The organism is Deinococcus piscis, assembly GCF_014653275.1.
Taxonomy (GTDB): domain Bacteria; phylum Deinococcota; class Deinococci; order Deinococcales; family Deinococcaceae; genus Deinococcus; species Deinococcus piscis.
In genome coordinates this window covers 34,408-54,608 of sequence record NZ_BNAL01000012.1, presented here as the reverse complement: position 1 = coordinate 54,608, position 20,201 = coordinate 34,408, and the positions used below count along the sequence as shown (strand labels likewise).

Here is a 20,201-nt window from a genome sequence, read left to right as displayed (position 1 = left end):
ACATCAACATTCGGGCCTCCACCGTGCCGCGCTCCAGCGTGACGCAGGTGCGGGCCGACCTGTAGGAGACTTTATGACCCAGGCCAATGCTGCTGCGGCAGCCAACCATGATCTCGTCCAGCAACTCAGAGACAGCCGCCTGAACAACGGCCTCAAGCACTTCATCGGCGGGCAGTGGGTGGACGGGCAGGCGGGCAAGACCTTCGACACGCACTCGCCGGTAGACAACGCATTTTTGGCGAAAGTGGCCGAGGGCGACGCACAAGACATCGACCGGGCCGCGCGGGCTGCCCACGATGCTTTCCAAACTTGGCGCGAAGTGAGCGGGGCCGAGCGCCGCAAGATTCTGCACCGGGTGGCCGACCTGATTGAGAAACGCAGCCAGGAAATCGCCGTGCTGGAAAGCACCGACACGGGGCAGGCCATCCGCTTCATGAAGTCGGCGGCGGCACGCGGGGCCGAGAACTTCCGCTTCTACGCCGACCGCGCCCCCGCTGCGCAGGACGGCCAGAGCCTGCCCGCGCCCGGCTTCATCAACTACTCCATGCGCCAGCCCATCGGCCCGGTCGGGGTGATTACGCCCTGGAACACGCCATTCATGCTGTCCACCTGGAAGATCGCGCCCGCTCTGGCCGCAGGCTGCACCGTCGTCCACAAGCCCGCCGAGTGGTCGCCCGTGAGCGCCACGCTGCTGGCCGAAATCATGGACGAGGCGGGGCTGCCGAAAGGGGTGCATAACCTCGTGCACGGCTTCGGCGAAAGCGCGGGCAAGGCGCTGACCGAGCACCCGCTCATCAAGGCCATCGCCTTCGTGGGAGAAACCACCACCGGCAGCCACATCATGCGGCAGGGGGCGGACACCCTCAAGCGCGTGCATTTTGAGCTGGGCGGCAAAAATCCTGTCGTGGTGTTCGACGATGCCGACCTTGACAAAGCGCTGGATGCCGTCGTCTTCATGATTTACAGCCTCAACGGGGAGCGCTGCACCAGCTCCAGCCGCGTGCTGATTCAGGAAGGCATCTACGACGAGTTCACCCGCCGCATTGCCGAACGCGCCGCGAAGATCCGCGTGGGCGATCCCCTCGACCCCGACACCGAAATCGGGCCGCTGGCTCACCCGCGCCACTTCGACAAGGTGATGTCCTACTTCGACAAGGCGAAGGAAGAAGGCGCGACGATTGCCGAGGGCGGCGTGCGCGTGGGCGACAGCGGCAATTTCGTGCGTCCCACACTGTTTACCGGGGCGCGCAACGACATGCGGATTGCCCAGGAAGAAATCTTCGGCCCGGTGCTGACCGCCATTCCCTTTGCCGACGAAGCCGACGCGCTGGCCCTCGCCAACGATGTGAAGTACGGGCTGGCGGGCTACCTGTGGACGAACGACGTGACCCGCGCCCACCGTTTCGCGCACGGGCTGGAAGCGGGCATGATTTGGGTCAACAGTGAAAACGTGCGGCACCTGCCCACCCCTTTTGGCGGCGTGAAAAACAGCGGCATCGGGCGCGACGGCGGCGATTACAGTTTCGAGTTCTACATGGAAACCAAGAACATCGCCATTTCGCTGGGCACGCACAAGACGGCGCGGCTGGGCGTGGGGCAGGCTCCGGCGGTGGGCCAGAAGGAGGCGGGAGAATGAGCGAGATTTCTGCTGTCTGGGAGCGCATCGAGGTGTGGTACGAGGCGCAGGGGCAGACCGAAACCTTGAAGCCGGGTGCGTCGCCCGAGGCCATTGCCCAGGCCGAAAAGGATATGGGACTGACCTTTCCGCCCGAGCTGCGCGAATCGTTGCTGCGACACGACGGCAGCGCGGACGGCGGTTGGCCCACCGGCGAACTGCTCTCGCTGGAGCGTATGGTCGATGAACGCAAAGTCTGGATGGATTTGCTTCAGGACGGCACGTTCGATGACAACGCCGACCACAACGAAGGCTCGGAAGCGTTGCAGCCCGGTTGGTGGAACCCCGCCTGGATTCCGCTGGATGCCGACGGCGGCGGCAACGGCGCGGTGATTGACCTGAATCCGGGGCCGCAGGGAACCGTGGGGCAAGTGATTGACATGGACCACGAAGTCGGCCCCAGCGGGCCGGAATATCCATCGCTGGCCGCCTATCTGGAAGCAATGCTTGGGCAGTTTTCGGAAGGGGACGAAGAATGACCCCCCAACGCCTTCTCATCACCGGCGCAGCAGGCGAAGTCGGCTCCGCACTGCGCTCGCTCCTGCGTGAGCATCTGCAAGGGCAATTTCCCGTCATCCGCCTGACGGACAACCGTGACCTGGGCGAGGCACAGCCCGGCGAGGAACCCATGCCCGCCGATCTGACTGACTTTGACGCCGTTTTGAACGTCATGCAGGGCGTAGACGCGGTGATTCACCTGGGCGGCATTGCCGATGAGGACACTTACGCCAACATCAGCAAAGTGAACATGGACGGCACTTACCACGTGCTGGAAGCGGCGCGGCAGGCGGGGGTGAAGCGTATAGCATTCGCGTCCAGCATTCATACCGTGGGCTTTTACCCGCGCTCCGAGACCATCTCGCCCACCGTGCCTGTACGCCCCGACACCTACTACGGTGTCAGCAAAGTGCTTGGCGAGGCGCTGGGCCGGATGTACTGGGAGCGCTACGGCCTGGAGTTCGTGGGTGTGCGGATTTGTTCGTTTCAGCCGCGCCCGAAAGACCGCCGCCACCTCTCCACCTGGCTTTCCCCGCGTGACGCCTCGCAACTGTTCGCCCGCGCTGTGACCACGCCGGACGTGGGCTTTCTGGTCGTGGCGGGCATCAGTGGCAACACCCGCCGCTGGATGAGTTCCGAAGGCTGGGATGTGCTGGGCTATGCGCCGCAGGACGACGCCGAAAGCTTCGCTGCCGAGGTGGAACACCTTCACGGTGACGAGAACGACATCACCGAGCAGCGGCAGGGTGGGGTTTTTGTGAATTCGGCGTATGTGGGGAGGGCGAGGAAATGAGTGAAACGGCACAGAAATATGTCACTGCCCTTGACCGACGGGACTGGGAAGGGCTTGCAGCGCTGCTCTCAGAGGATGTGGAATACGTGGTCGCCCAGACTGGTGAGCGGGTGTCGGGGCGGGCCAACGTGGTCAGTTTTAATCGGAGATTCCCTGGAGATTGGTCGCTTGAACTTGTTCGTTCGGTAGGTGACGCAGGGCAGACAGCGCTGGAAATGGATTTTACCGACGCTGGCGACACCCAGAGGGCGGTTGTCTGGTTGGAACATCCCGGTGGCGTCATCTTCCACATCACCGACTACTGGCCTGATCCCTATGATCCGCCCGCCTTCCGTGCGGATTGGCCGGAAATTACGCGCGCTTCTCTCCCCAAGGAGGCACCATGACCACCCACCACGCCAAATCCATCCCCCCCATGCACACGAATGGCACCGGAGCCGTCACGGGCGCACAGTTCCTTGACCGCCTGCGCCAGAACCCGCCGCGCCTCTATGTGGACGGGCAAGAAATCACCGACCCGACCACGCACCCGGCCACCAAAAACATGTGCAGGTCGCTGGCGGGCCTATACGACCTGCAATTTGCCGAGGAGTACAAGGACACGCTGACCTATGAGGAAGGCGGCAAACGCTACGCCCGCTCGTTCATGGTGCCGCGCACGAAGGACGACCTGCGGCTGATTGCCGAGTCGCACCGCATCCGCGCCAATTACGGGCTGGGCTTTCTGGGCCGCGCGCCTGACTACATGAACGCCAACGTGATGGCGGCGGGCGCGGGGGCCGAATACTTCAACCAATGCAGTGCGGCGATTCCGGGCGACCCCAAGCGCGATTTTGCTGCCAACATGCGGAAATACTATGAGTTCATCCGCGACAACGACCTGTGCCTGACGCACGCGCTGACCAACCCGCAGGTCAACCGCGCCAAGCTGGCCTCCGAGCTGCCCGACCCGTACATCGCGCTGGGCATCGTGGAGGAAACGGAAGAAGGCGTGATCGTGCGCGGCGCCCGCATGATGGCGACCCTGCCGATTGCCGACGAAATCCTGATTTTCCCCTCCACCGTGCTGAAGGAAAACGCCGACAAGAGCCGCTACGCGATGGGCTTCGGCATCCCCACCAACACCCCCGGCCTCAGCTTCCAGTGCCGCGAGCCGATTGACGTGGGCCGTGACCGCGAAGACCATCCGCTCAGCAGCCGCTTTGACGAGCAGGACGCCTTCGTGATTTTTGACGACGTGCTGGTGCCTTGGGAGCGCGTGTTCCTGCTGTACGACGTGGAACTCGCCAACAAAGCCTACGCGGGCACCGACGCCGTGCTGCACATGGCCTATCAGGTGGTCAACCTCAAGATTGCCAAGACCGAAGCGTTTCTGGGCACCGCGCAGAGCATCGTCAACGCGATTGGCAGCGGGCAGTTTCAGCACGTGCAGAGCAAGGTCGCCGAAATCATCATCATGCTGGAAATCATGAAGGCGCTGGAAGTCGCCGCCCGTGAGCAGGCCCAGGTCAACGAATACGGCGTGATGACGCCCGCCCGCGCCCCGCTCGACGCTGCCCGCAACTACTACCCCGCCAACCACGCCCGCCTGCCCGAGCTTTTGCAACTGCTGGGTGCCTCGGGAATCATCATGATGCCCAGCAAGGCCGACCGCGAAGGCCCACTGGGGCCACAAATCGCCAAGTACCTACAAACGGGCAACGCCAGTGCCGAAGACCGCCTCAAGCTCTTCCGCCTCGCCTGGGACATGTCCATGAGCAGCTTTGCGGGCCGCCAGGAACTGTACGAGCGCTTCTTCTTCGGTGATCCCGTGCGGATGCACTCGGCGCTGTACGAGGTGTACGACAGCAGCGAGGCGGTGGGGCGGATTCAGGAATTCTTGAAGAGGGGCTGAAAGCTAGGAACAGAAGGCTCAGCTTCGGCTGTGGAGGTTATCCGGAATTTCAGGAAGTGACTGAAGACAGTGATGTGCCGACTGGTATAGAGCTTCGTTGATTTGTTGCAATGCGGGGAGACTCCAAGCTGCTGGGATATTTTGAATATCTTTGAGGGATTTAAATGAAGAAACATTGGTATGCCATATACGGATCAGGAGAACCGAGAATACTTTCCATTGGTGAGAAGTTGCATAAAGCATTGGACTGTGAATTTCAAGAGCGTGATAGTAGTTATATTGGCGTATATCTTAAGGCGAATGTTGATTTATCAGGTAAGAGTGTTGCTTATGAGATCAAAATTCGCAGCAACTCTGATCCACAATTTGGGGGTTTGGAAGAGCCTGAATACCCTCAATTCCAGACTCTGGTGTACGTGAACCGCATTACTGATATTGCCTATTTTGAGCTGAAAGTAAAAGCAGTTGGTTTGGAACGTATATCACTACGTGAAATCTAAGCCTCCTGTTGCCGCTTAGCCGATTTTTCTTTAAGAAATCTCTATAAGTAAATGATTTGCTTTGTAAGCCTTCTCGAAGCCAATTGGTCTTCGCAACCGTACTATCGCCTTTGGGCACCATATGCCACCCGCTTTCTACCAATCGCCGGATTAGGAGAAATCAAACATGACCCACAAACCCGACATCATCCGCATCGCCCAGGCGATATTTACCGTCTCAGACCTGAACGCCAGCCGCGAGTTCTATGTTGACCTGCTCGGCATGAACGTGCTGCACGAGGAAAATAACGCCCTGTACCTGCGCGGCGTGGAAGACCGCGAGTGGACGCTCAAGCTGGAGCAGTGCGGTGAAGGCGAAACGCCCCGCGTGCGTCACCTCGGCTACCGCGTGCGCGACGAAGCCGCGCTGGACGCCCTCGTGGGGCTGGCCGACGAGCAGAAGCTGCCGCACCGCTGGGAGGAGGAACTTGACCGCCCCAGAATGCTGCGAATGCAAGACCCCTTCGGCATTCCGGTGGTCTTCTACCACGACGTGAAAACGCACCCCTGGCTCTTGCAGGAGTACCACCAGCACCGGGGGCCGGGTTTGCAGCGCGTGGACCACTGCAACGTGCGCGTGCCCGACGTGAAGGCCACGCTCGACTGGTACTGCGCCGAACTCGGCTTCCGCGTCAGCGAGTACACGGTGGACGAGCAAGGCGGGTACTGGGCCGCCTGGATTCAGCGGCGCGGCGGTGTGCACGACTTTGCGCTCACCAACGGCGCTGGCCCCTGCCTGCACCACTGGGCCTACTGGATGCCCGACGCCATGAGCATCATCAAGACCTGCGACATCCTGGCCGGGGCACGGATGCCCGAACGCATCGAGCGCGGGCCGGGGCGTCACGGCGTGTCCAACGCCTTTTTCCTGTACATCCGCGACCCGGACGGGCACCGCATTGAGCTGTATACGTCCGATTACATCACGGTTGACCCCGACTTCGAGCCGATTCGGTGGCTGCGCGACGACCCCCGCCGTCAGACGCTCTGGGGCGCAAAAACGCCGCGCAGTTGGTTTGAGGAAGCCAGCCCGATGGAAGCTTTCGGCGGTGGCATTCAAGAGGCTAAGGAAGGCCCGCTGACCGGGATTCCGGTGCACGTGATTTGAACGGCTTTCGGTGTGCTGCACGGAAGGTGGCGGATTAAGCGCCAGACATCTGTTTTGCCCCTTCCCTTGGCCCCCGCTCCACCACTTAACCCTCTCGGGGTTTGCGCCGGAACAACCTCTCTCTCAGGAAAGGGCTGGTAGCTCTTCTATCTCCGTCCTGGCCACTATTTTTCACGTGTTCTGCCTGATGATATCAAGGGACATCTTTTTGTGGCTCTCATGTGCCATCTGGCAGACATGGTGGCAGATATTGGGCCAGGTTCTGCCCTGGGGGGCGCTTTTCTGGCCCAGGACCGACTTCGGTCTGCCCCACACCACGCAGCGAATCAGATTAGTTCCAAATGAGTTCCAAATTTTGAAGTTCTTTTCTAAGTGTAGAGGGGCTTTGTTAATCTGAGCTTCATGGCCCTACGTCAACTGCTTCCCTGGTCCCTGGTGCTGCTCACGGCACTGAGTGGCTGCGGCTCACCTTCTACGCCTGCCCCCAATACTGCCGATACTGCGCCCGACCCATTCACCTTTACAGCGGTGCAGGGGAGTCCACCGAACAGCGAAGTCACCAGCAATGCTGTCAAGATCAGCGGTATCAACGCTCCCGCGCCCATTGCCGTGGCTGGGGGCACCCTGCTACTAGACGGCCAGGTCAGCACGGGCACCACCGTACGCAACGGGCAAAGTGTGGCGGTGCGGGTCCGTACGGCGGCGGCACCGGCAGCGGTGGCGAGTGCCACCGTCACCATCGGTGGCGTGAGTGGAACGTTCACTGCGGTCACGCAGTCGGGCCAAGGCACCCAGAGCGCCGCGAACTGGAGCGACCCCGCCACCTGGAACGGCAAAGTGCCCCGCGTAGGCGAGGCCGTCACGCTACCAGCGGGCAAGCACATCATTCTGGATGTCTCGCCCCCCGCCCTGGCTGGCCTCACCATTCCGGCGGGCAGCACCCTGGAATTTGCCCGCAAAGACCTGCGGTTGGAGACCGAGTGGCTGATGATTCACGGCAAGCTCCAGATCGGCACCGAAGAGCAGCCGTTTGCCCAGCAGGCCGAGATCGTGCTGACCAATACCGTCCCCGGTGAGAATGTCATGGGCATGGGTGACCGGGCTATAGGCGTGATGGACGGTGTTCTAGAACTGCACGGCGAAAAGCGCCTGCCCTGGACCCGCCTGGCTGCAACGGCTCAGGCGGGCAGCACCGTTTTGTCTCTGGAAACCGCCCCCGACTGGCAGCCCGGTGACGTGTTGACCCTTGCCAGCACCGATTTCAACTATCAGCAGACCGAGCGCGCCGTGGTGACGCAGGTCAGCGGCACGCAGGTGACCCTGGCCGAGCCCCTGAAATACATGCACTGGGGGCAGAATGTGAGCTACGCAGGCAAAACCCTGCACGAACGCGCCGAGGTTGGCCTGCTGTCACACCACATCCGCATCGGGGCCAGCGAAGATGCCAGCGCGACGGGTCTGGGCTCGCACCTGATGCTGATGGGCCAGAGTCAGGCCCGCATTGAGGGCGTAGAGTTCATGCGCGGCGGCCAGCGCAATGCCCTGCGGCGCTATCCGGTTCACTTTCACCTGCTGGGCAGCGCGGAGCACTCCTATTTCCGCAACAACAGCGTTCACGACTCGTTCAACCGCTGCGTGACGGTCCACGGCACCTCCAACCTACGCGTGCAGGACAATGTGACTTCCAATAGTGTAGGTCACTGCATTTTTCTCGAAGACGGCAACGAAACGGGCAACACCCTGAGCGGCAACCTGGTCACGCTGGTGCGCCGCCCCTCTCTAGAGCTTGGGGAAGAGCCGCTTCTGGAAAGCGACAGGACGCCCACTGGCTACTGGATCACCAACCCGGACAATACGGTGACCAACAACGTCGCGGCGGGCGTGGACGGCACGGGCTTCTGGTACGCGTTCCCGGAACATCCCACCGGCCTGGGGGCCAGCGGCGGAGCCAGCATCTGGCCGCGCCGCACTCCACTGGGTGAATTCAGCGGCAATGTCGCCCACAGCGGCCACCGGGGGCTGAATGTGGACGATGGCCCCACCAGCGACGGTAGTACCACCGAGGTGGTTCACTACAACCCGCGCAGCAACCCCGCCGACCCGGAATCTGCAGCGGTGCCAGCGGATTTCACCGATTTCGTGGCCTACAAGAATCGTGAGCACGGCGCTTGGTTCCGGGGCGAGAATCTGACACTGAGCGGCGCCATCCTGGCGGACAACGCGATTGGTGTCACCTTTGCTTCTCACAACGCTGGCCTTCAGCGCAGCCTGCTGATCGGCGAAACAAGCAATGTGGGACAGCCTGAATCCTGGGAACCCAGTGGCGAGGGTGGCCGCAGCTTGCCGCTGCCCTGGACTGCCGATTTTCCCATTCGCGGATTTCAGTTCTATGACGGCGAAGTGTTTGTGCAGGACACGGCTTTTGCGGGCTACAGGCCCAACAGCATGCGCAAAGCCAGCGGCCTGGGCTATCTGCTGGACAACGCCTTTGCCCTAGCTCCCACCAACAGGGCGCAGCGCCTGACCTGGCTGGATGACAGTCAGCGCGTGTACTTCCCCCCGGCTCAGCCGCAGCGCGACGGTGACCTGGCCGCCACCTTCCTTGACGCGGACGGCAGTGTGACCGGCAAAGCAGGCCAATCGGTGACGGTCAGTCCGCTGCTGCGCGGCCAACCCGGCTGCACTGTGCGCGGTGATTGGAACGCCAGCATCTGCCAGGGCCAATACACCCGGCTCTATATCGAGGCAGTGGACGGCATGCAGATAGCTCCGCTCACTATCCGGCAGTCGGGCGGCCCCGCAGTCGCGCTGACGGGCACGCCGGAAGACTTCACCGCTTTCTATACCAGCGTAGAGATTGGCAAGACCTATGCCCTGTCAGCCGCCGCCCTGCCCAGAGACCTGCGGGTGAGTTTTACGGCGCGCCAACCTGGCGACGTGCTCAATATCCAGTTGCCGTACTCCCGCGCAGCCAAGCCCGCCCTGTACCGCGACTGGTGGATTGACGAGCGCAACCGCCTCAAGCAAGTGCCGCTTTCGGAGCTGCCGCGTACCACCGGGGACAGCTACGCCCTGGAAAATGGCACCCTCCACCTGCGGCTGGTGGTTAGGCCCAATCAGGCCTACGCCACTGTGAATGTCTGCGCTGCAGCGCTCTGTGAGTAGGAGAGAGCAACCTGGGGCCTGGTGTGGATGGAAACGTCCACACCATTTTTTGTTGTGTTTCAGGGGGCATACTTCACCCTGCTCGCTCAGTCAGTTGGGGGGCTTCCATACCAAAAGTGAATATGCTACGATTATGTATATAACATAAAAAGGAAGCCGACCTATGTCTATTACTCCCGAAGCCGCCGCTGCTCTGGCCCCTGATTCGGCCAGTCTGAAGGCGGCCCAGAAACTGGCCACGCCCGGCAAGTGGCCCACCTTGTCGCAAGTGGGCGGCGTGCTTTGGGGCGAGGCCCAGGGCAGCGGAGCGCACCCCTATCTGGTCGCTGCCGACCTGCGGACCTCTGAGCTGGCCACCAAGTGCAGCTGCCCCAGCCGCAAGTTTCCCTGCAAGCACGCGCTGGCTCTGCTGCTGCTGCACGCTTCGGAGGCCGGTGACTGGAAAGCCCTCGCCGTGCCCGAGGAGCTGAGCAAGTGGCTGGAAGGTCGCCAGGCCCGCGCCGAGAAGCCGAAAACCGAGCCGAAGGAGGCCGACGCCGCGCAACATGCCAAAACGTGGGCCAAGCGCGAAAAAAAGATGGGGGCGGGCCTGGAAGCGCTGGAACTGTGGCTCACCGACCTGGTCCGCGAGGGCCTGTTGGCGGCCCGTGGACGCCCTTATAGCGAGTGGGACGCCCAAGCCGCCCGCCTGGTGGACGCGCAGCTTCCGGGCGTGGCGCGGCTGATTCGCCAGATTCCCGGGCTGCTGCATGAGGACAGCGGCGAGGCCCTGACGGCGCACCTGGGCCGTCTGTACCTGCTGACCCAGGCGTGGCAGGGCCGCGAGGCTCTCAGCAAAGGCGAACGCGCTGACTTGCTGGCAGTGCTGGGGGTGCCTCTGGACAGAGCCGCTTGCCAGCCCGCAGAAGGCGAAGAATGGCTGTGTGTGGGCAGTGTTATGGAAGAAGAGGGCCGCCTGTCTGTGCGCCGCACCTGGTTGCTGGGCCGTGCCGGTGAAGTGGCCCTGCTGCTGGACTTTTTTACCAAAGCGGCGGCGCAGGGCCAGGAGTTCTTGCCCCTTCACCAGTTGCGTGGGGCGCTGGCTTATGCGCCTGCGGCTTTTGCTCAGCGGGCGGTGTTCGATCTGGTGGAGCAACTGGGGCCTATGCCCCTACCGGCTCACCTCGCCCTGTCGCTCGCTGATCTGCCTGCCCACTGGGCAGCGGCCCTGGCGCTCAATCCCTGGCTGGAGCGCACCGGGGTTCTGCTGGGGCCGGTGTACTTTGCGCCGGGGCAACTGTGTAGCCCTGAGGGCAGCGCCCTCCCGCTGGCAGACGAGATACGGGGCAGTTATCTGTGGTATCTGAAAGCTCAGGCCAATACCGAACTCGCCTATGTGTTTGGCGAGTGGAATGGCGAGACGTTTTATCCACTCAGCCTCTCCCCAGCCAGTGAGGCCCGCCCGTGACCCTGAAGTCGTTGGCTGCTGCAGCTCTGCGCGGAACCGCCCGCTCCCCGCTCCCGGCGCTGCCCCCGTCCCCGCTTGGTGAGGCACTGGGCCGCATTCAGACCGCTTCTCCCGAGGCCACGCTGCTTGCCCGCGCCGCCCTGAGTGGACTGCACGCCCGCGCCGGTCTGGTGCTGGACGCCGCCACAGTCCTCCCGCCAGTCCAGCTGCCGCCGCCTGCCTGTCCACTGCCGCCTCAGCTGTGGGCCTTGCTACCTGCTCTGCTGGGCACGCCGCTCAGATCGGCGGTGCTGGACGACCTTGAGTTGGGGCGCTGGACGCTGAGTGCCGCACAGCTGCTGAGCCTCAAAAACAGTGGCGTCAGGAACCTTCAGGAGCTGTGGCCGCTGCTGGATGAACGCGGCCAAGCGGTGCTGGACGGACATCCTCTGCAGGTGGAGTGGCAAAAGGCCGACGCGCAGGCGCAGTGGCAAGCCCGCCTTCACGAACTGCAAGCGGTGCGCACCGCTGACCCCAGCGCGGGCGCGGCCCAGACCCTGGAACTGTGGCAGGCCGCGGATGCCAATGGGCGGCGCGACCTACTGGACCTGCTTGAAAAGGGGCTATTGGCCGACGACCTGCCGCTCTTGCAGCACGCTGAGACAGACCGCTCGGCGGAGGTGCAGCGGCGGGTGCGGATGCTACAGGGCCACTTGCCGGGGCCGCTGCAAGATGAACTGCTGGCGCTGGTGCCGCAGGTGGTGACGACCAAAGGCGACCAACTCAAATTCAGGCCCTTCCAGTTGCCTGAGGCACTCGGCACGCCCAACGTGGGCGCTGTAGATGATTCCGACCTTCACCGGCTGCTGGGAGCCTTGCCTTTTTCAGTGCTGCTTGGAGCGCTGGATGTGCGTGGCGAGCAGCTCGTGCAGGCCGCAGAGAAAAAATCCAGGTCTTTGGGGCAGCAACTCAGGGCGCAGCGTGAGCGCGAACGACCTGAGCGCAGCGCCGAAGCGCAGGCCCCCGTGACCGCAGCAGATGCGGCGGAGTGGCTTGCGTCTATCCAGCAACGGGGCCAACGCGACCCGGCCACCTTTGGTCGCTTGGCCCGGCAACTTGACCCTACCGCCGACATCGCCGTCCCCCAGCCGTTGCCCTTTGTCATGCCCGCCCGACCTGCCAGCCTCTCTGCGCGGCAACTTGCACTCTGGGAGGAACGTCAGCCCGCAGTCCACCACGAACGTCAGGCCGAAGCTGAGGCTGCGTGGCGCTCGCTCATGGAAGTTTTGCGCCTGCGGCGTGAGTGGGCGCGGGCGCTGGAGGAAGTGATATGACCGACCTCGCCGCCCTCAAGCGCGAAGCCCGCGCGGCTTTGGCCTTTGCTAGACATCCGAACCCTAACCTCCGCCAAGCCCTACTCCAAAACGCCAACAAAATTGATGCATCCGTCCGCCCTCAAATTCTCGCGCAACTTTCGACAGAAGGAGAGACTTCATGACCCAGAAAACCGTCCAGACCACCGACGCCACCCAACCTGAAGTCCTGCGCCAGCACGCCGAGCAGCAGTACGCGCACGAACTTGCCGCGCTTGCCGAGGCTGACAGTCATCCCCGTCCGCCCAGGTGGAACCTCTCGCCCCGCGCCGTGCTGACCTACCTGCTGGGCGGCATGGCAGGCGACACCGAAATCACGCCCAAGTACGTGGGCGAGCGCCGCTTGATGGAAATCGCGGTGGCGACGCTGGCGACTGACCGCGCCCTGCTGCTCATCGGCGTGCCGGGGACGGCCAAAAGCTGGGTCAGTGAGCATCTGGCGGCGGCCATTTCGGGCGACTCCACGCTGCTGGTGCAGGGCACGGCGGGCACCGACGAGCAGGCCATCCGCTACGGCTGGAACTACGCCCGCCTGCTGGCCGAGGGGCCGAGTGAAGCCGCGCTGGTCGAAAGCCCCGTGATGCACGCCATGCGCGAGGGAAAAATCGCCCGCCTGGAGGAACTGACCCGCGTGCAGAGCGACGTGCAGGACACGCTGATTACGGTGCTGTCCGAAAAGACTTTGCCCGTCCCCGAACTGAACACCGAGGTGCAGGCGGTGCGCGGCTTCAACCTGATTGCCACCGCCAACAACCGCGACAAGGGCGTGAATGAGTTGTCCAGTGCGCTGAAACGCCGCTTCAATACCGTCGTGCTGCCTGTGCCCGACAGCCTCGAAGACGAACTGAGCATCGTCATCCGCCGCGTGGACGCGCTGGGCCGCAGCCTCGGCCTCCCCGAAGTCCCGCCCGCGCTGGACGAACTGCGCCGCGTGGTCACAGTCTTCCGGGAGTTGCGCTCCGGCGTCACCGAGGACGGCAAGACCAAGCTGAAGTCCCCCAGCGGCAGCCTCAGCGTGGCCGAGGCCATCAGCGTGGCGGTGGGCGGCCTGACACTGGCCGCGCACTTTGGCGACGGCGAACTGACCAGCCGCGACATCGCCGCCAGCCTTGTCGGGGCGGTGGTCAAAGACCCCGTGCAAGACCAGCAAGTTTGGAACGAGTATCTGGAAACGGCGATTAAAAAGCGCGAGGGGTGGAAAGAGTTTTATCTGGCGTGCCGGGAGGTGAGTTGAGGTGATAGGCCGCCCACTTTCCGAACTGGGAAAGGTGGATTGGGCCAATTTGGAGCACGCTTACGGCAGCGCCGAGGACGTGCCCGCGCAACTTGAGGCCATTGCCGCAGGCGACGAGGAAGCCTATACCGACGCTTTCGGCAACCTCTGGCATCAGTGGACGACCTACAGCGCCACGCCGCACGCGATTCCATTTCTGATTGGGATTTTGGAGAAGGGCCAAAGTGGACTGGACATTCTCAGTTTGCTTTCGGTTATGGGTGGTGGCGATGGAGACGCGCAGGAAGCTGTACTGGCGGCGCTCCTCAAAGGCTTGCCCGTCTACTTGCCTTATCTGCACAGTCAGCAGCCTGAAGTCATTACTTCGGCGGCCCGCCTTTGCCGTGACCTGATTCTGGAAAAGAAGGACGCCGCCGCACTTGAGGCCATGCAGGCCGCCCTTCTAGCCCAGCCTGACCCAGATTTGCAGGCCGCCCTGCTCTACTTTCTGGGATGTGCGGCTCCGCTGAGTTCGGAGGCCGAAGCCTTCGCTATGGCGCAACTTGAGCGGGAAGATGCGCCCCTCCTATCGCTCTCAGCGGCGTTGGCGCTGGCTCATCACTTGGGAAAAGACGCGCCGCCCGAGGTTACGGAAGTCATCCTCTCCGCCCTTGCCGACGAAGAAATCGAGGAACGTGGTGAGGCTCTTTTCCTCGACCCAGACAACATTTTTGATGAGATAGCGAAGGCTGGCAAAGCCCTTGGGCAAGCTCAGGCTTTTGCGACAGCTTTCGGGAAACAAGCTGAAGTGACAGGCGACGAGCATTTGCTGGAATACTTGGACGAGTTGGAGGACTGGGAATGACCCTCCATCTCCTCCCCATCCGTCACCACGGCCCCGGCAGCGCCCGCAGCGTGCTGACCGCGCTCGAAGCCTTGGCCCCTGCCACGTTGCTCGTCGAAGGCCCGCCCGATGCCGACCCTCTGATTCCCTTTCTGGCGCACCAAGGCACCGTGCCGCCCGTCGCGGTGCTGGCGCATGTGCACCTGTCTCCCGAACAGTCCGTGTTCTACCCGCTGGCCGGGTTCTCGCCCGAATGGGTGGCGATTCGCTGGGCGCTGGAACGGGGCGTGCCCGTGGGGTTTATGGATTTGCCCGCTGCGGTGACGCTGGCGCAGGAACCCTCACCCCTTGCTTCGCAAGGCCCTCTCCCAGAGGTAGAGGGTCAGGCTCCCGCCGAGCCGCCAGCCACCGACGCCGAAGCAGCCCCCAACCCCGTCCGTGCCGACCCCCTCGCCCTGCTCGCTCAGGCGGCGGGCTACAGCGACTTCGAGCGCTGGTGGGACGCGCTGGTCGAGTCACGCGGCGAGGGCATTTTTGGCGCAGTGAACGAAGTCATGGCCGCATTGCGCGAAGAGGATGAAGGCCACACCTCAGAGCGCGACCTGCTGCGCGAGGCCCAGATGCGCGAAATCATCCGCGCGGCCCTGAAACGTGTTGGTCAGACGGGAGGCGACGTGGCGGTGGTCTGCGGCGCATGGCACGCCCCCGCGCTGACGCCCGAAATGCTGGAACGCGAGAAGAAGGCCGACCCTGTTCGCCTCAAGGGGCTGCCCAAAGTCAAAACCAGCCTCACCGTCACGCCCTGGACGCACGGACGGCTCACGCAGGCCAGCGGCTACGGCGCGGGCATCACCTCGCCGGGGTGGTACGCGCACCTCTTCCGCACGACCGCGCACGTTTCCGAAAGCTGGCTGACCCGTTCGGCGCGGCTGCTGCGCGAAAAGGGGCTGGACGCTTCGAGCGCACAGGTGATTGACGCGACCCGTCTGGCGGACGCTCTGGCTGCCTTGCGCGGGCGCAGCCTCGCGGGGCTGGACGAACTCACCGACGCGACGCAGGCCGTCTTCGCGTGGGACAGCGACACGCCGCTACGCCTGCTGTCCGAGCAGCTTTTTGTGGGTGAGGTGCTGGGCAGTGTTCCCGCCGAGGTGCCCGCCGTGCCCCTGGCGCAAGACCTCGCGGCAACGCTCAAAACATTGCGGCTCAAGCAAGAAGCGACCATTCGCGAAATCTCCCTCGACCTGCGCGAGGACGCGGGACTGAACAAGTCGCAATTGTTCCACCGCCTGAACCTCCTCGGCATCCCGTGGGCGCGAGAAAGTTACGCGAGCGGCACCGGCACCTTCAAGGAAGAATGGACGCTGCGCTGGGAACCCGAGTACGCCGTGCGCCTGATTGAGGCGAGTCGCTTCGGCAACACGCTGGTGCGGGCCGCCAACACCGCCGCCATTTCGCGTGCCCGCCGCGCCGACCTCGCGGAACTCTCCAAGCTGCTCGAAGTCACCCGCCTGTCGGGGCTGCCAGACGCCGCCCGTTTCACCCTCCAAAAACTGGACGAACGCGCCGCGAGTGCCGACACGCCCGCGCTGCTGGACGCCCTGCCGCCGCTGGCCCGTCTCGCCCGCTACGGCGACGTGCGCAGCCGCGAGGGAGACGACCCGCGCCCCGTCTTCCGCACGCTGACCGCCCGCGCCGCCGCTGGGCTACCGAACGCCGCCCACGCCCTGAAAGACGACGCCGCGCAGGACTTGCAAAAGCAGGTGGCCGAGGCTGACCGCGCCGTGCGGCTGCTCGACGACGCCGAAGCGACGGCGGAATGGGTGCTGGCCCTGCACGCCCTCGACGCCGAAGGCACCGCCCCGCTGCTGCGCGGGGACGTGGTGGCGCGGCTGCGTGACCGCTCACTGCTGGACGATGACACCGTGCGGGGACGCCTCGGCGCGGCGCTGGCCCCCGGTCAGGACGTGCCCACCGTGGCCGCATGGCTGGACGGGTTTCTGGGCGAAGGCGGCGTGACCCTGCTGCACGACTCCGCTGCATTGGGGCTGCTGGACGACTGGGTGGTGGCGCTGGACGAGGAGCAATTTGGCGAAGTGCTGCCCGCGCTGCGGCGTTCGCTGTCGCGCATCAGCCCGCCGGAGCGTCGGCGCTTGGGCGAAGATTTGCGTGGTCTGGAGCGGGAAACTGCGAGCGCCGAGGTGAATGAAGAACTGGGGATGCTGGCCGTGGCGATTGGGCTGCGGATGCTGGGGGTGGGGGAGTGAAGGAGATGCTACAGGAGTTTTTGAGGATAGCTGGTGCTTTAAATAGAGAAGGGATTGTACCTACACTGCTGGGTTCGTTGGGCCTTAGCCTAGTCACAGATAAGGATTGGAAACCTTCCGATATAGATATTCATGTTCCCGGTGACCCGCGAGGCTGGGAAGCTCCCGACGAAGCTCGCATCTACAACTGGGAAAAGATTTATGGCGTTATGGGTGGGCTGGGTTATGATCTAGTAGACCTGCACGAACACGAATTCAGAAAAGAGTTTTCAGTAGAGTTCGGAACCATTGATGCCTTGCCAGAGTTCGCAGATATTGAGCTTGGAGCATTGCAAATTAGAGGACAAGCAGCGGCTCTTTTTTACCTGCCTTCTGCTGAGCAGTTTTTGAAGATTTACGAGGCTTCCTCAAGAGATAGTTATAGGGCGGGAAATAACAATGCCAAAGACCTTGAAAAAATTAAGTTTTTAGAGACCTTTGTAAAGGCTTCTGGCGGTGTGAAATGACTGTTCCTCCCCAACCCCAAGAACGCCTCCGCCGCTGGCGACTCCTCCTCGGTGGCCCTGCCCGCAGCGGCCAGAGCGCCGACGGCATCGGCTGCGAACTGAATGCCCAGGATGCCCGCCTGGACGCCGCTTTAGCCGCCCTCTACGACGGCGCGGGTTTCAAGGTGCAGGGCGACAAGCCCACCAAGAAGGAAAGCAAAGGCGTGGGCCTGGGCCAATCCGCCCCCACCGTTGCCGCGTGGCTGGGCGAGGTGCGCGACCTGTTTCCGCAGTCCACCGTGCAGGTGTTGCAACGTGACGCCGTAGAGCGCCTCAATCTGCGTCATCTCCTGCTGGAACCCGAACTGCTGGACACGGTGGAGCCTGACGTGAACATGGCCGCCACCCTCATCAGCCTCAAGGACGCGATGCCAAGCGAAGCCAAAGCAGTGGCGCGGCAAGTCGTCCGCAAGGTGGTGGACGACCTCTCGGCACGGCTGGCCGAACCCCTGCGCAGCGCTGTGACGGGCAGCCTCAACCGCTCGCAGCGCAACCTTCGCCCCCGCCAGAACGAAATCGACTGGGGCAAGACGGTGCTGAAAAACCTGAAGACCTACGACCCCGAGCGCAAAACCGTCATCCCCGAAAAGTTGGTCGGCTACGGGCGGGCGCGGCGGCACCTCAAGTCGGTCACGCTCTGCCTCGACCAGTCGGGGAGTATGGCGAGCAGCGTGGTCTACGCGGGTATTTTCGGTGCGGTGCTGGCGAGTTTGCCGAGTCTCAAGACGAATGTGGTGGTCTACGACACGTCCGTCGTCGACCTCACCGAGCAGCTGTCCGACCCGGTGGACGTGCTGTTCGGCGTGCAACTCGGCGGCGGCACGGACACTTCACCTGCGCTGGAGTATTGCAAGACCTTCCTGAAATCGCCCGAAGACCACGTGTTCATCCTGATTTCCGACCTCTACGACTCGGACGGCCCGCAGATGATTCGCCGCCTCGCCGAGTTCCGGGAAGCGGGTGTGCGCGTTATCGTGCTTCCTGCGCTGGACGACGACGGCACGCCGAGCTATCACCACGAGTACGCCGCGCAGATTGCTGCCCACGACATTCCCGTGTTCGCCTGCACACCCGAACATTTCCCAGGGCTGATGGCGGCGGCTCTCAGCGGGCAGGACGTGGCCGCGTGGGCGTCAGCGCAGGGACTGGTGGCAGCCCGCGAAGCAGGTGAGTAGAGCGGGCCTGGGGGTAGCGCGGCGGGCACCGGATTCCACTCCGCCTGCTACCGTCTCTTTCAGCGCGATGGGTCCGGGTCGTGGGTCAACCCGGGCTCAACCGGCAGAGTGCGCCGGTCCTGTTCGGCGGGTGTGGTGGGCCGCTGGCCTGTGGGGGCGTCCTGCATCAGCCGGATTTCCAGGGGGCCGTCGCCAAAGCTCATGCGGCGCTGCGGATAGGGAATGCTGATGCCTGCCGTATCCATCGCAATCTTGATGCGGCGGTTGAACTCGCGGCCTACCGAATACTGGCTCTTGGGAGCGACTTTGAACAGGGCGCGCAGGGTAATGGCGTCGGTGCCCAGGGCTGTGACGCCCTGCACGTCGGGCTCGTCCAGAAAGTGGCCGCGCCATTTCTCGTCGCTGTACAGTTCACGGCTGACCTGTTCCAGCACGCGGATCGCCTGGTCCACATCGGCCTCGTAGGCCACGTCCACAGTAGCCACCACCCGCGCCCAGTCCTTGCTCTTGACGCTGATGGCGGTGATTTGGCCGTTTTGCATGATGTGCAGCGAGCCGCTGAGGTCGCGCAGCGAGGTGGTCCGCAGGTCAATGGCCTCCACCGTGCCCGACACCGCACCCAGATTCAGCTCAATGTCGTCGCCCACGCCGTACTGGTCGGAGAGCAGAATAAAAAACCCGTTGAAGATGTCCTTGATCAGGTTCTGTGCCCCAAAGCTGACCGCCAGGCCCAGCACCGAGGCGCTGGCCAGCAGACTGGTGGCATTGACCCCGATGGTCTGAAGTAGGGCAATCAGCGCAGTAAACAGCACCACTGCCTTGAGGGTGCTTTCCACCACGCTTTTGAGCGTCCGTACCCGGACCGTGCGGCGGTTGAACTCGTCGCTGGGCACGATACGCCCGGCGGCTTCCCCAATCAGCGACCAGGCGACCAGCGCCAGCGCCACGATCAGCAGCAGTTGCCCGCCGGTGGCCTGGAGGGCCTCAATCACCGATCTGCCCAGGCCAAACAGCGGGCTGGAGGTCAGATAGAAAGCCTGGGTGCTCAGTGCCAGCAACAGCAGCAAGGTGCTCAGCAGCAGCAAGGCGTGCAGCGCTGGATAAAAGCCCGCGCTCATGCGGGGCCGCAGCAGCCGCAGTACAGTCAGGCCCAGGCGGTACAGCGCTACGGCGACAATCAGGCTCAGCCCGAACTTGAACCAGGCCGCCGGTTTAACAATCTGAAGTTGAAGTTCTTCCCACATCCCGTCTTCCTTCGCGGCGCACCCCTGCGGAGCAGTGCAGCGCATTTTATCTTAGCGGCCAGATGCGGCTCAGGGCCAATGGGGAGGGGAAACGGCGCAACAAACAACCGGGCCCACTGGTGGCCCGGTTGACTGATAAGTGGAAACTTTTTAGACCCAGTGCCACTCACGCAGGTAGTCGTTGAACGCCCCCAGCGCTTCGGCCAGCAGTTCTTGCCCGGGCAGGGCGGCCAGCAGCGCGGCTGGGTCGGTGCTCAGGTAAGCGCTCAGCGTGGCGGGAGTGTCTGCGCTTAGCAGGTCATCCACGGCCTCCAGGGCTTCTTCGTAGCGGGCCTTGAGCCAGGGGCGCTGGCGGGTCAGCTCACCCACAAAGTCTTCCAGGGCGTGAATCATCAGCGGCTCGCCCTGCACAATGTGCTCCGCGCGGTAGGTCGGCAGCGTCATC

18 protein-coding genes are annotated in these 20,201 nt (G+C 63.4%); 16 read left to right on the top strand and 2 right to left on the bottom strand.

Going from position 1 to position 20,201, the window contains the following annotated elements; all coding sequences use genetic code 11:
- Nucleotides 1-73 precede the first annotated feature (73 nt).
- From hpaE to IE158_RS06225, 16 genes are all read left to right on the top strand, one after another.
- Nucleotides 74-1,636 carry a 5-carboxymethyl-2-hydroxymuconate semialdehyde dehydrogenase gene (gene hpaE / locus IE158_RS06300; protein ID WP_189642815.1) on the top strand — a complete coding sequence of 521 codons (1,563 nt, stop codon included), beginning with the start codon at nucleotides 74-76 and terminating at the stop codon, nucleotides 1,634-1,636.
- Nucleotides 1,633-2,154, top strand: a complete 522-nt coding sequence (locus tag IE158_RS06295) for an SMI1/KNR4 family protein (protein WP_189642814.1) — start codon at nucleotides 1,633-1,635, stop codon at nucleotides 2,152-2,154. Before hpaE ends, IE158_RS06295 begins: the two co-directional genes overlap by 4 nt.
- Nucleotides 2,151-2,966, top strand: coding sequence for an NAD-dependent epimerase/dehydratase family protein (locus IE158_RS06290; RefSeq protein WP_189642813.1), 816 nt, complete (start codon nucleotides 2,151-2,153; stop codon nucleotides 2,964-2,966). Before IE158_RS06295 ends, IE158_RS06290 begins: the two co-directional genes overlap by 4 nt.
- Nucleotides 2,963-3,352: a nuclear transport factor 2 family protein gene (locus tag IE158_RS06285; RefSeq protein ID WP_189642812.1), complete on the top strand. Its 390-nt coding sequence runs from the start codon at nucleotides 2,963-2,965 to the stop codon at nucleotides 3,350-3,352. The genes IE158_RS06290 and IE158_RS06285 overlap by 4 nt, the downstream gene beginning before the upstream one ends.
- On the top strand, nucleotides 3,349-4,860 hold the full coding sequence (gene hpaB / locus IE158_RS06280; RefSeq protein ID WP_189642811.1) for a 4-hydroxyphenylacetate 3-monooxygenase, oxygenase component: 1,512 nt from the start codon (nucleotides 3,349-3,351) through the stop codon (nucleotides 4,858-4,860). Before IE158_RS06285 ends, hpaB begins: the two co-directional genes overlap by 4 nt.
- A 164-nt stretch (nucleotides 4,861-5,024) precedes the next feature.
- The gene (locus IE158_RS06275) at nucleotides 5,025-5,360 is read left to right on the top strand and encodes a hypothetical protein (protein WP_189642810.1); all 336 of its coding nucleotides are present in this window, start codon (nucleotides 5,025-5,027) and stop codon (nucleotides 5,358-5,360) included.
- Between the two features lie 166 nt (nucleotides 5,361-5,526).
- Nucleotides 5,527-6,507 (top strand): 3,4-dihydroxyphenylacetate 2,3-dioxygenase, encoded by a 981-nt coding sequence (hpaD, locus tag IE158_RS06270; RefSeq protein ID WP_189642809.1) that lies wholly within the window; start codon nucleotides 5,527-5,529, stop codon nucleotides 6,505-6,507.
- Between the two features lie 402 nt (nucleotides 6,508-6,909).
- Nucleotides 6,910-9,672 carry a G8 domain-containing protein gene (locus IE158_RS06265; protein ID WP_189642808.1) on the top strand — a complete coding sequence of 921 codons (2,763 nt, stop codon included), beginning with the start codon at nucleotides 6,910-6,912 and terminating at the stop codon, nucleotides 9,670-9,672.
- Nucleotides 9,673-9,835: 163 nt separating this feature from the next.
- Nucleotides 9,836-11,119 (top strand): SWIM zinc finger family protein, encoded by a 1,284-nt coding sequence (locus IE158_RS06260; RefSeq protein ID WP_189642807.1) that lies wholly within the window; start codon nucleotides 9,836-9,838, stop codon nucleotides 11,117-11,119.
- Entirely contained in the window at nucleotides 11,116-12,432 is a 1,317-nt protein-coding gene (locus IE158_RS06255; RefSeq protein WP_189642806.1) for a DUF5691 domain-containing protein, read from the top strand. Before IE158_RS06260 ends, IE158_RS06255 begins: the two co-directional genes overlap by 4 nt.
- Entirely contained in the window at nucleotides 12,429-12,596 is a 168-nt protein-coding gene (locus tag IE158_RS06250; protein ID WP_189642805.1) for a hypothetical protein, read from the top strand. The genes IE158_RS06255 and IE158_RS06250 overlap by 4 nt, the downstream gene beginning before the upstream one ends.
- The gene (locus tag IE158_RS06245; protein ID WP_189642804.1) at nucleotides 12,593-13,705 is read left to right on the top strand and encodes an ATP-binding protein; all 1,113 of its coding nucleotides are present in this window, start codon (nucleotides 12,593-12,595) and stop codon (nucleotides 13,703-13,705) included. Before IE158_RS06250 ends, IE158_RS06245 begins: the two co-directional genes overlap by 4 nt.
- A 34-nt stretch (nucleotides 13,706-13,739) precedes the next feature.
- Nucleotides 13,740-14,549: a hypothetical protein gene (locus IE158_RS06240; RefSeq protein ID WP_189642803.1), complete on the top strand. Its 810-nt coding sequence runs from the start codon at nucleotides 13,740-13,742 to the stop codon at nucleotides 14,547-14,549.
- On the top strand, nucleotides 14,546-16,792 hold the full coding sequence (locus IE158_RS06235; protein WP_189642802.1) for a DUF5682 family protein: 2,247 nt from the start codon (nucleotides 14,546-14,548) through the stop codon (nucleotides 16,790-16,792). The genes IE158_RS06240 and IE158_RS06235 overlap by 4 nt, the downstream gene beginning before the upstream one ends.
- Complete coding sequence (locus tag IE158_RS06230) at nucleotides 16,789-17,298, top strand: hypothetical protein (protein WP_229838947.1); 510 nt, start codon at nucleotides 16,789-16,791, stop codon at nucleotides 17,296-17,298. The genes IE158_RS06235 and IE158_RS06230 overlap by 4 nt, the downstream gene beginning before the upstream one ends.
- Nucleotides 17,295-18,512 (top strand): VWA domain-containing protein, encoded by a 1,218-nt coding sequence (locus IE158_RS06225; RefSeq protein ID WP_189642801.1) that lies wholly within the window; start codon nucleotides 17,295-17,297, stop codon nucleotides 18,510-18,512. The genes IE158_RS06230 and IE158_RS06225 overlap by 4 nt, the downstream gene beginning before the upstream one ends.
- Before the next feature lie 59 nt (nucleotides 18,513-18,571).
- On the opposite strand, the gene IE158_RS06220 is transcribed toward IE158_RS06225, so the two are convergent.
- Nucleotides 18,572-19,756 carry a mechanosensitive ion channel family protein gene (locus IE158_RS06220; RefSeq protein ID WP_189642800.1) on the bottom strand — a complete coding sequence of 395 codons (1,185 nt, stop codon included), beginning with the start codon at nucleotides 19,754-19,756 and terminating at the stop codon, nucleotides 18,572-18,574.
- A gap of 150 nt (nucleotides 19,757-19,906) precedes the next feature.
- Nucleotides 19,907-20,200, bottom strand: a complete 294-nt coding sequence (locus IE158_RS06215) for a hypothetical protein (RefSeq protein ID WP_189642799.1) — start codon at nucleotides 20,198-20,200, stop codon at nucleotides 19,907-19,909.
- Nucleotide 20,201: the final 1 nt, after the last annotated feature.

Excerpts from the sequence above, each read along its gene's own strand:
- hpaB (WP_189642811.1), top strand. The coding sequence starts at position 3,349 with ATGACCACCCACCACGCCAAATCCATCCCCCCCATGCACACGAATGGC.
- IE158_RS06285 (WP_189642812.1), top strand. The coding sequence starts at position 2,963 with ATGAGTGAAACGGCACAGAAATATGTCACTGCCCTTGACCGACGGGAC.
- IE158_RS06290 (WP_189642813.1), top strand. The coding sequence starts at position 2,151 with ATGACCCCCCAACGCCTTCTCATCACCGGCGCAGCAGGCGAAGTCGGC.
- hpaD (WP_189642809.1), top strand. The coding sequence starts at position 5,527 with ATGACCCACAAACCCGACATCATCCGCATCGCCCAGGCGATATTTACC.
- IE158_RS06265 (WP_189642808.1), top strand. The coding sequence starts at position 6,910 with ATGGCCCTACGTCAACTGCTTCCCTGGTCCCTGGTGCTGCTCACGGCA.
- IE158_RS06250 (WP_189642805.1), top strand. The coding sequence starts at position 12,429 with ATGACCGACCTCGCCGCCCTCAAGCGCGAAGCCCGCGCGGCTTTGGCC.
- IE158_RS06220 (WP_189642800.1), bottom strand. The coding sequence starts at position 19,756 with ATGTGGGAAGAACTTCAACTTCAGATTGTTAAACCGGCGGCCTGGTTC.
- IE158_RS06215 (WP_189642799.1), bottom strand. The coding sequence starts at position 20,200 with ATGACGCTGCCGACCTACCGCGCGGAGCACATTGTGCAGGGCGAGCCG.
- IE158_RS06295 (WP_189642814.1), top strand. The coding sequence starts at position 1,633 with ATGAGCGAGATTTCTGCTGTCTGGGAGCGCATCGAGGTGTGGTACGAG.
- IE158_RS06235 (WP_189642802.1), top strand. The coding sequence starts at position 14,546 with ATGACCCTCCATCTCCTCCCCATCCGTCACCACGGCCCCGGCAGCGCC.
- hpaE (WP_189642815.1), top strand. The coding sequence starts at position 74 with ATGACCCAGGCCAATGCTGCTGCGGCAGCCAACCATGATCTCGTCCAG.
- IE158_RS06275 (WP_189642810.1), top strand. The coding sequence starts at position 5,025 with ATGAAGAAACATTGGTATGCCATATACGGATCAGGAGAACCGAGAATA.
- IE158_RS06260 (WP_189642807.1), top strand. The coding sequence starts at position 9,836 with ATGTCTATTACTCCCGAAGCCGCCGCTGCTCTGGCCCCTGATTCGGCC.
- IE158_RS06245 (WP_189642804.1), top strand. The coding sequence starts at position 12,593 with ATGACCCAGAAAACCGTCCAGACCACCGACGCCACCCAACCTGAAGTC.
- IE158_RS06225 (WP_189642801.1), top strand. The coding sequence starts at position 17,295 with ATGACTGTTCCTCCCCAACCCCAAGAACGCCTCCGCCGCTGGCGACTC.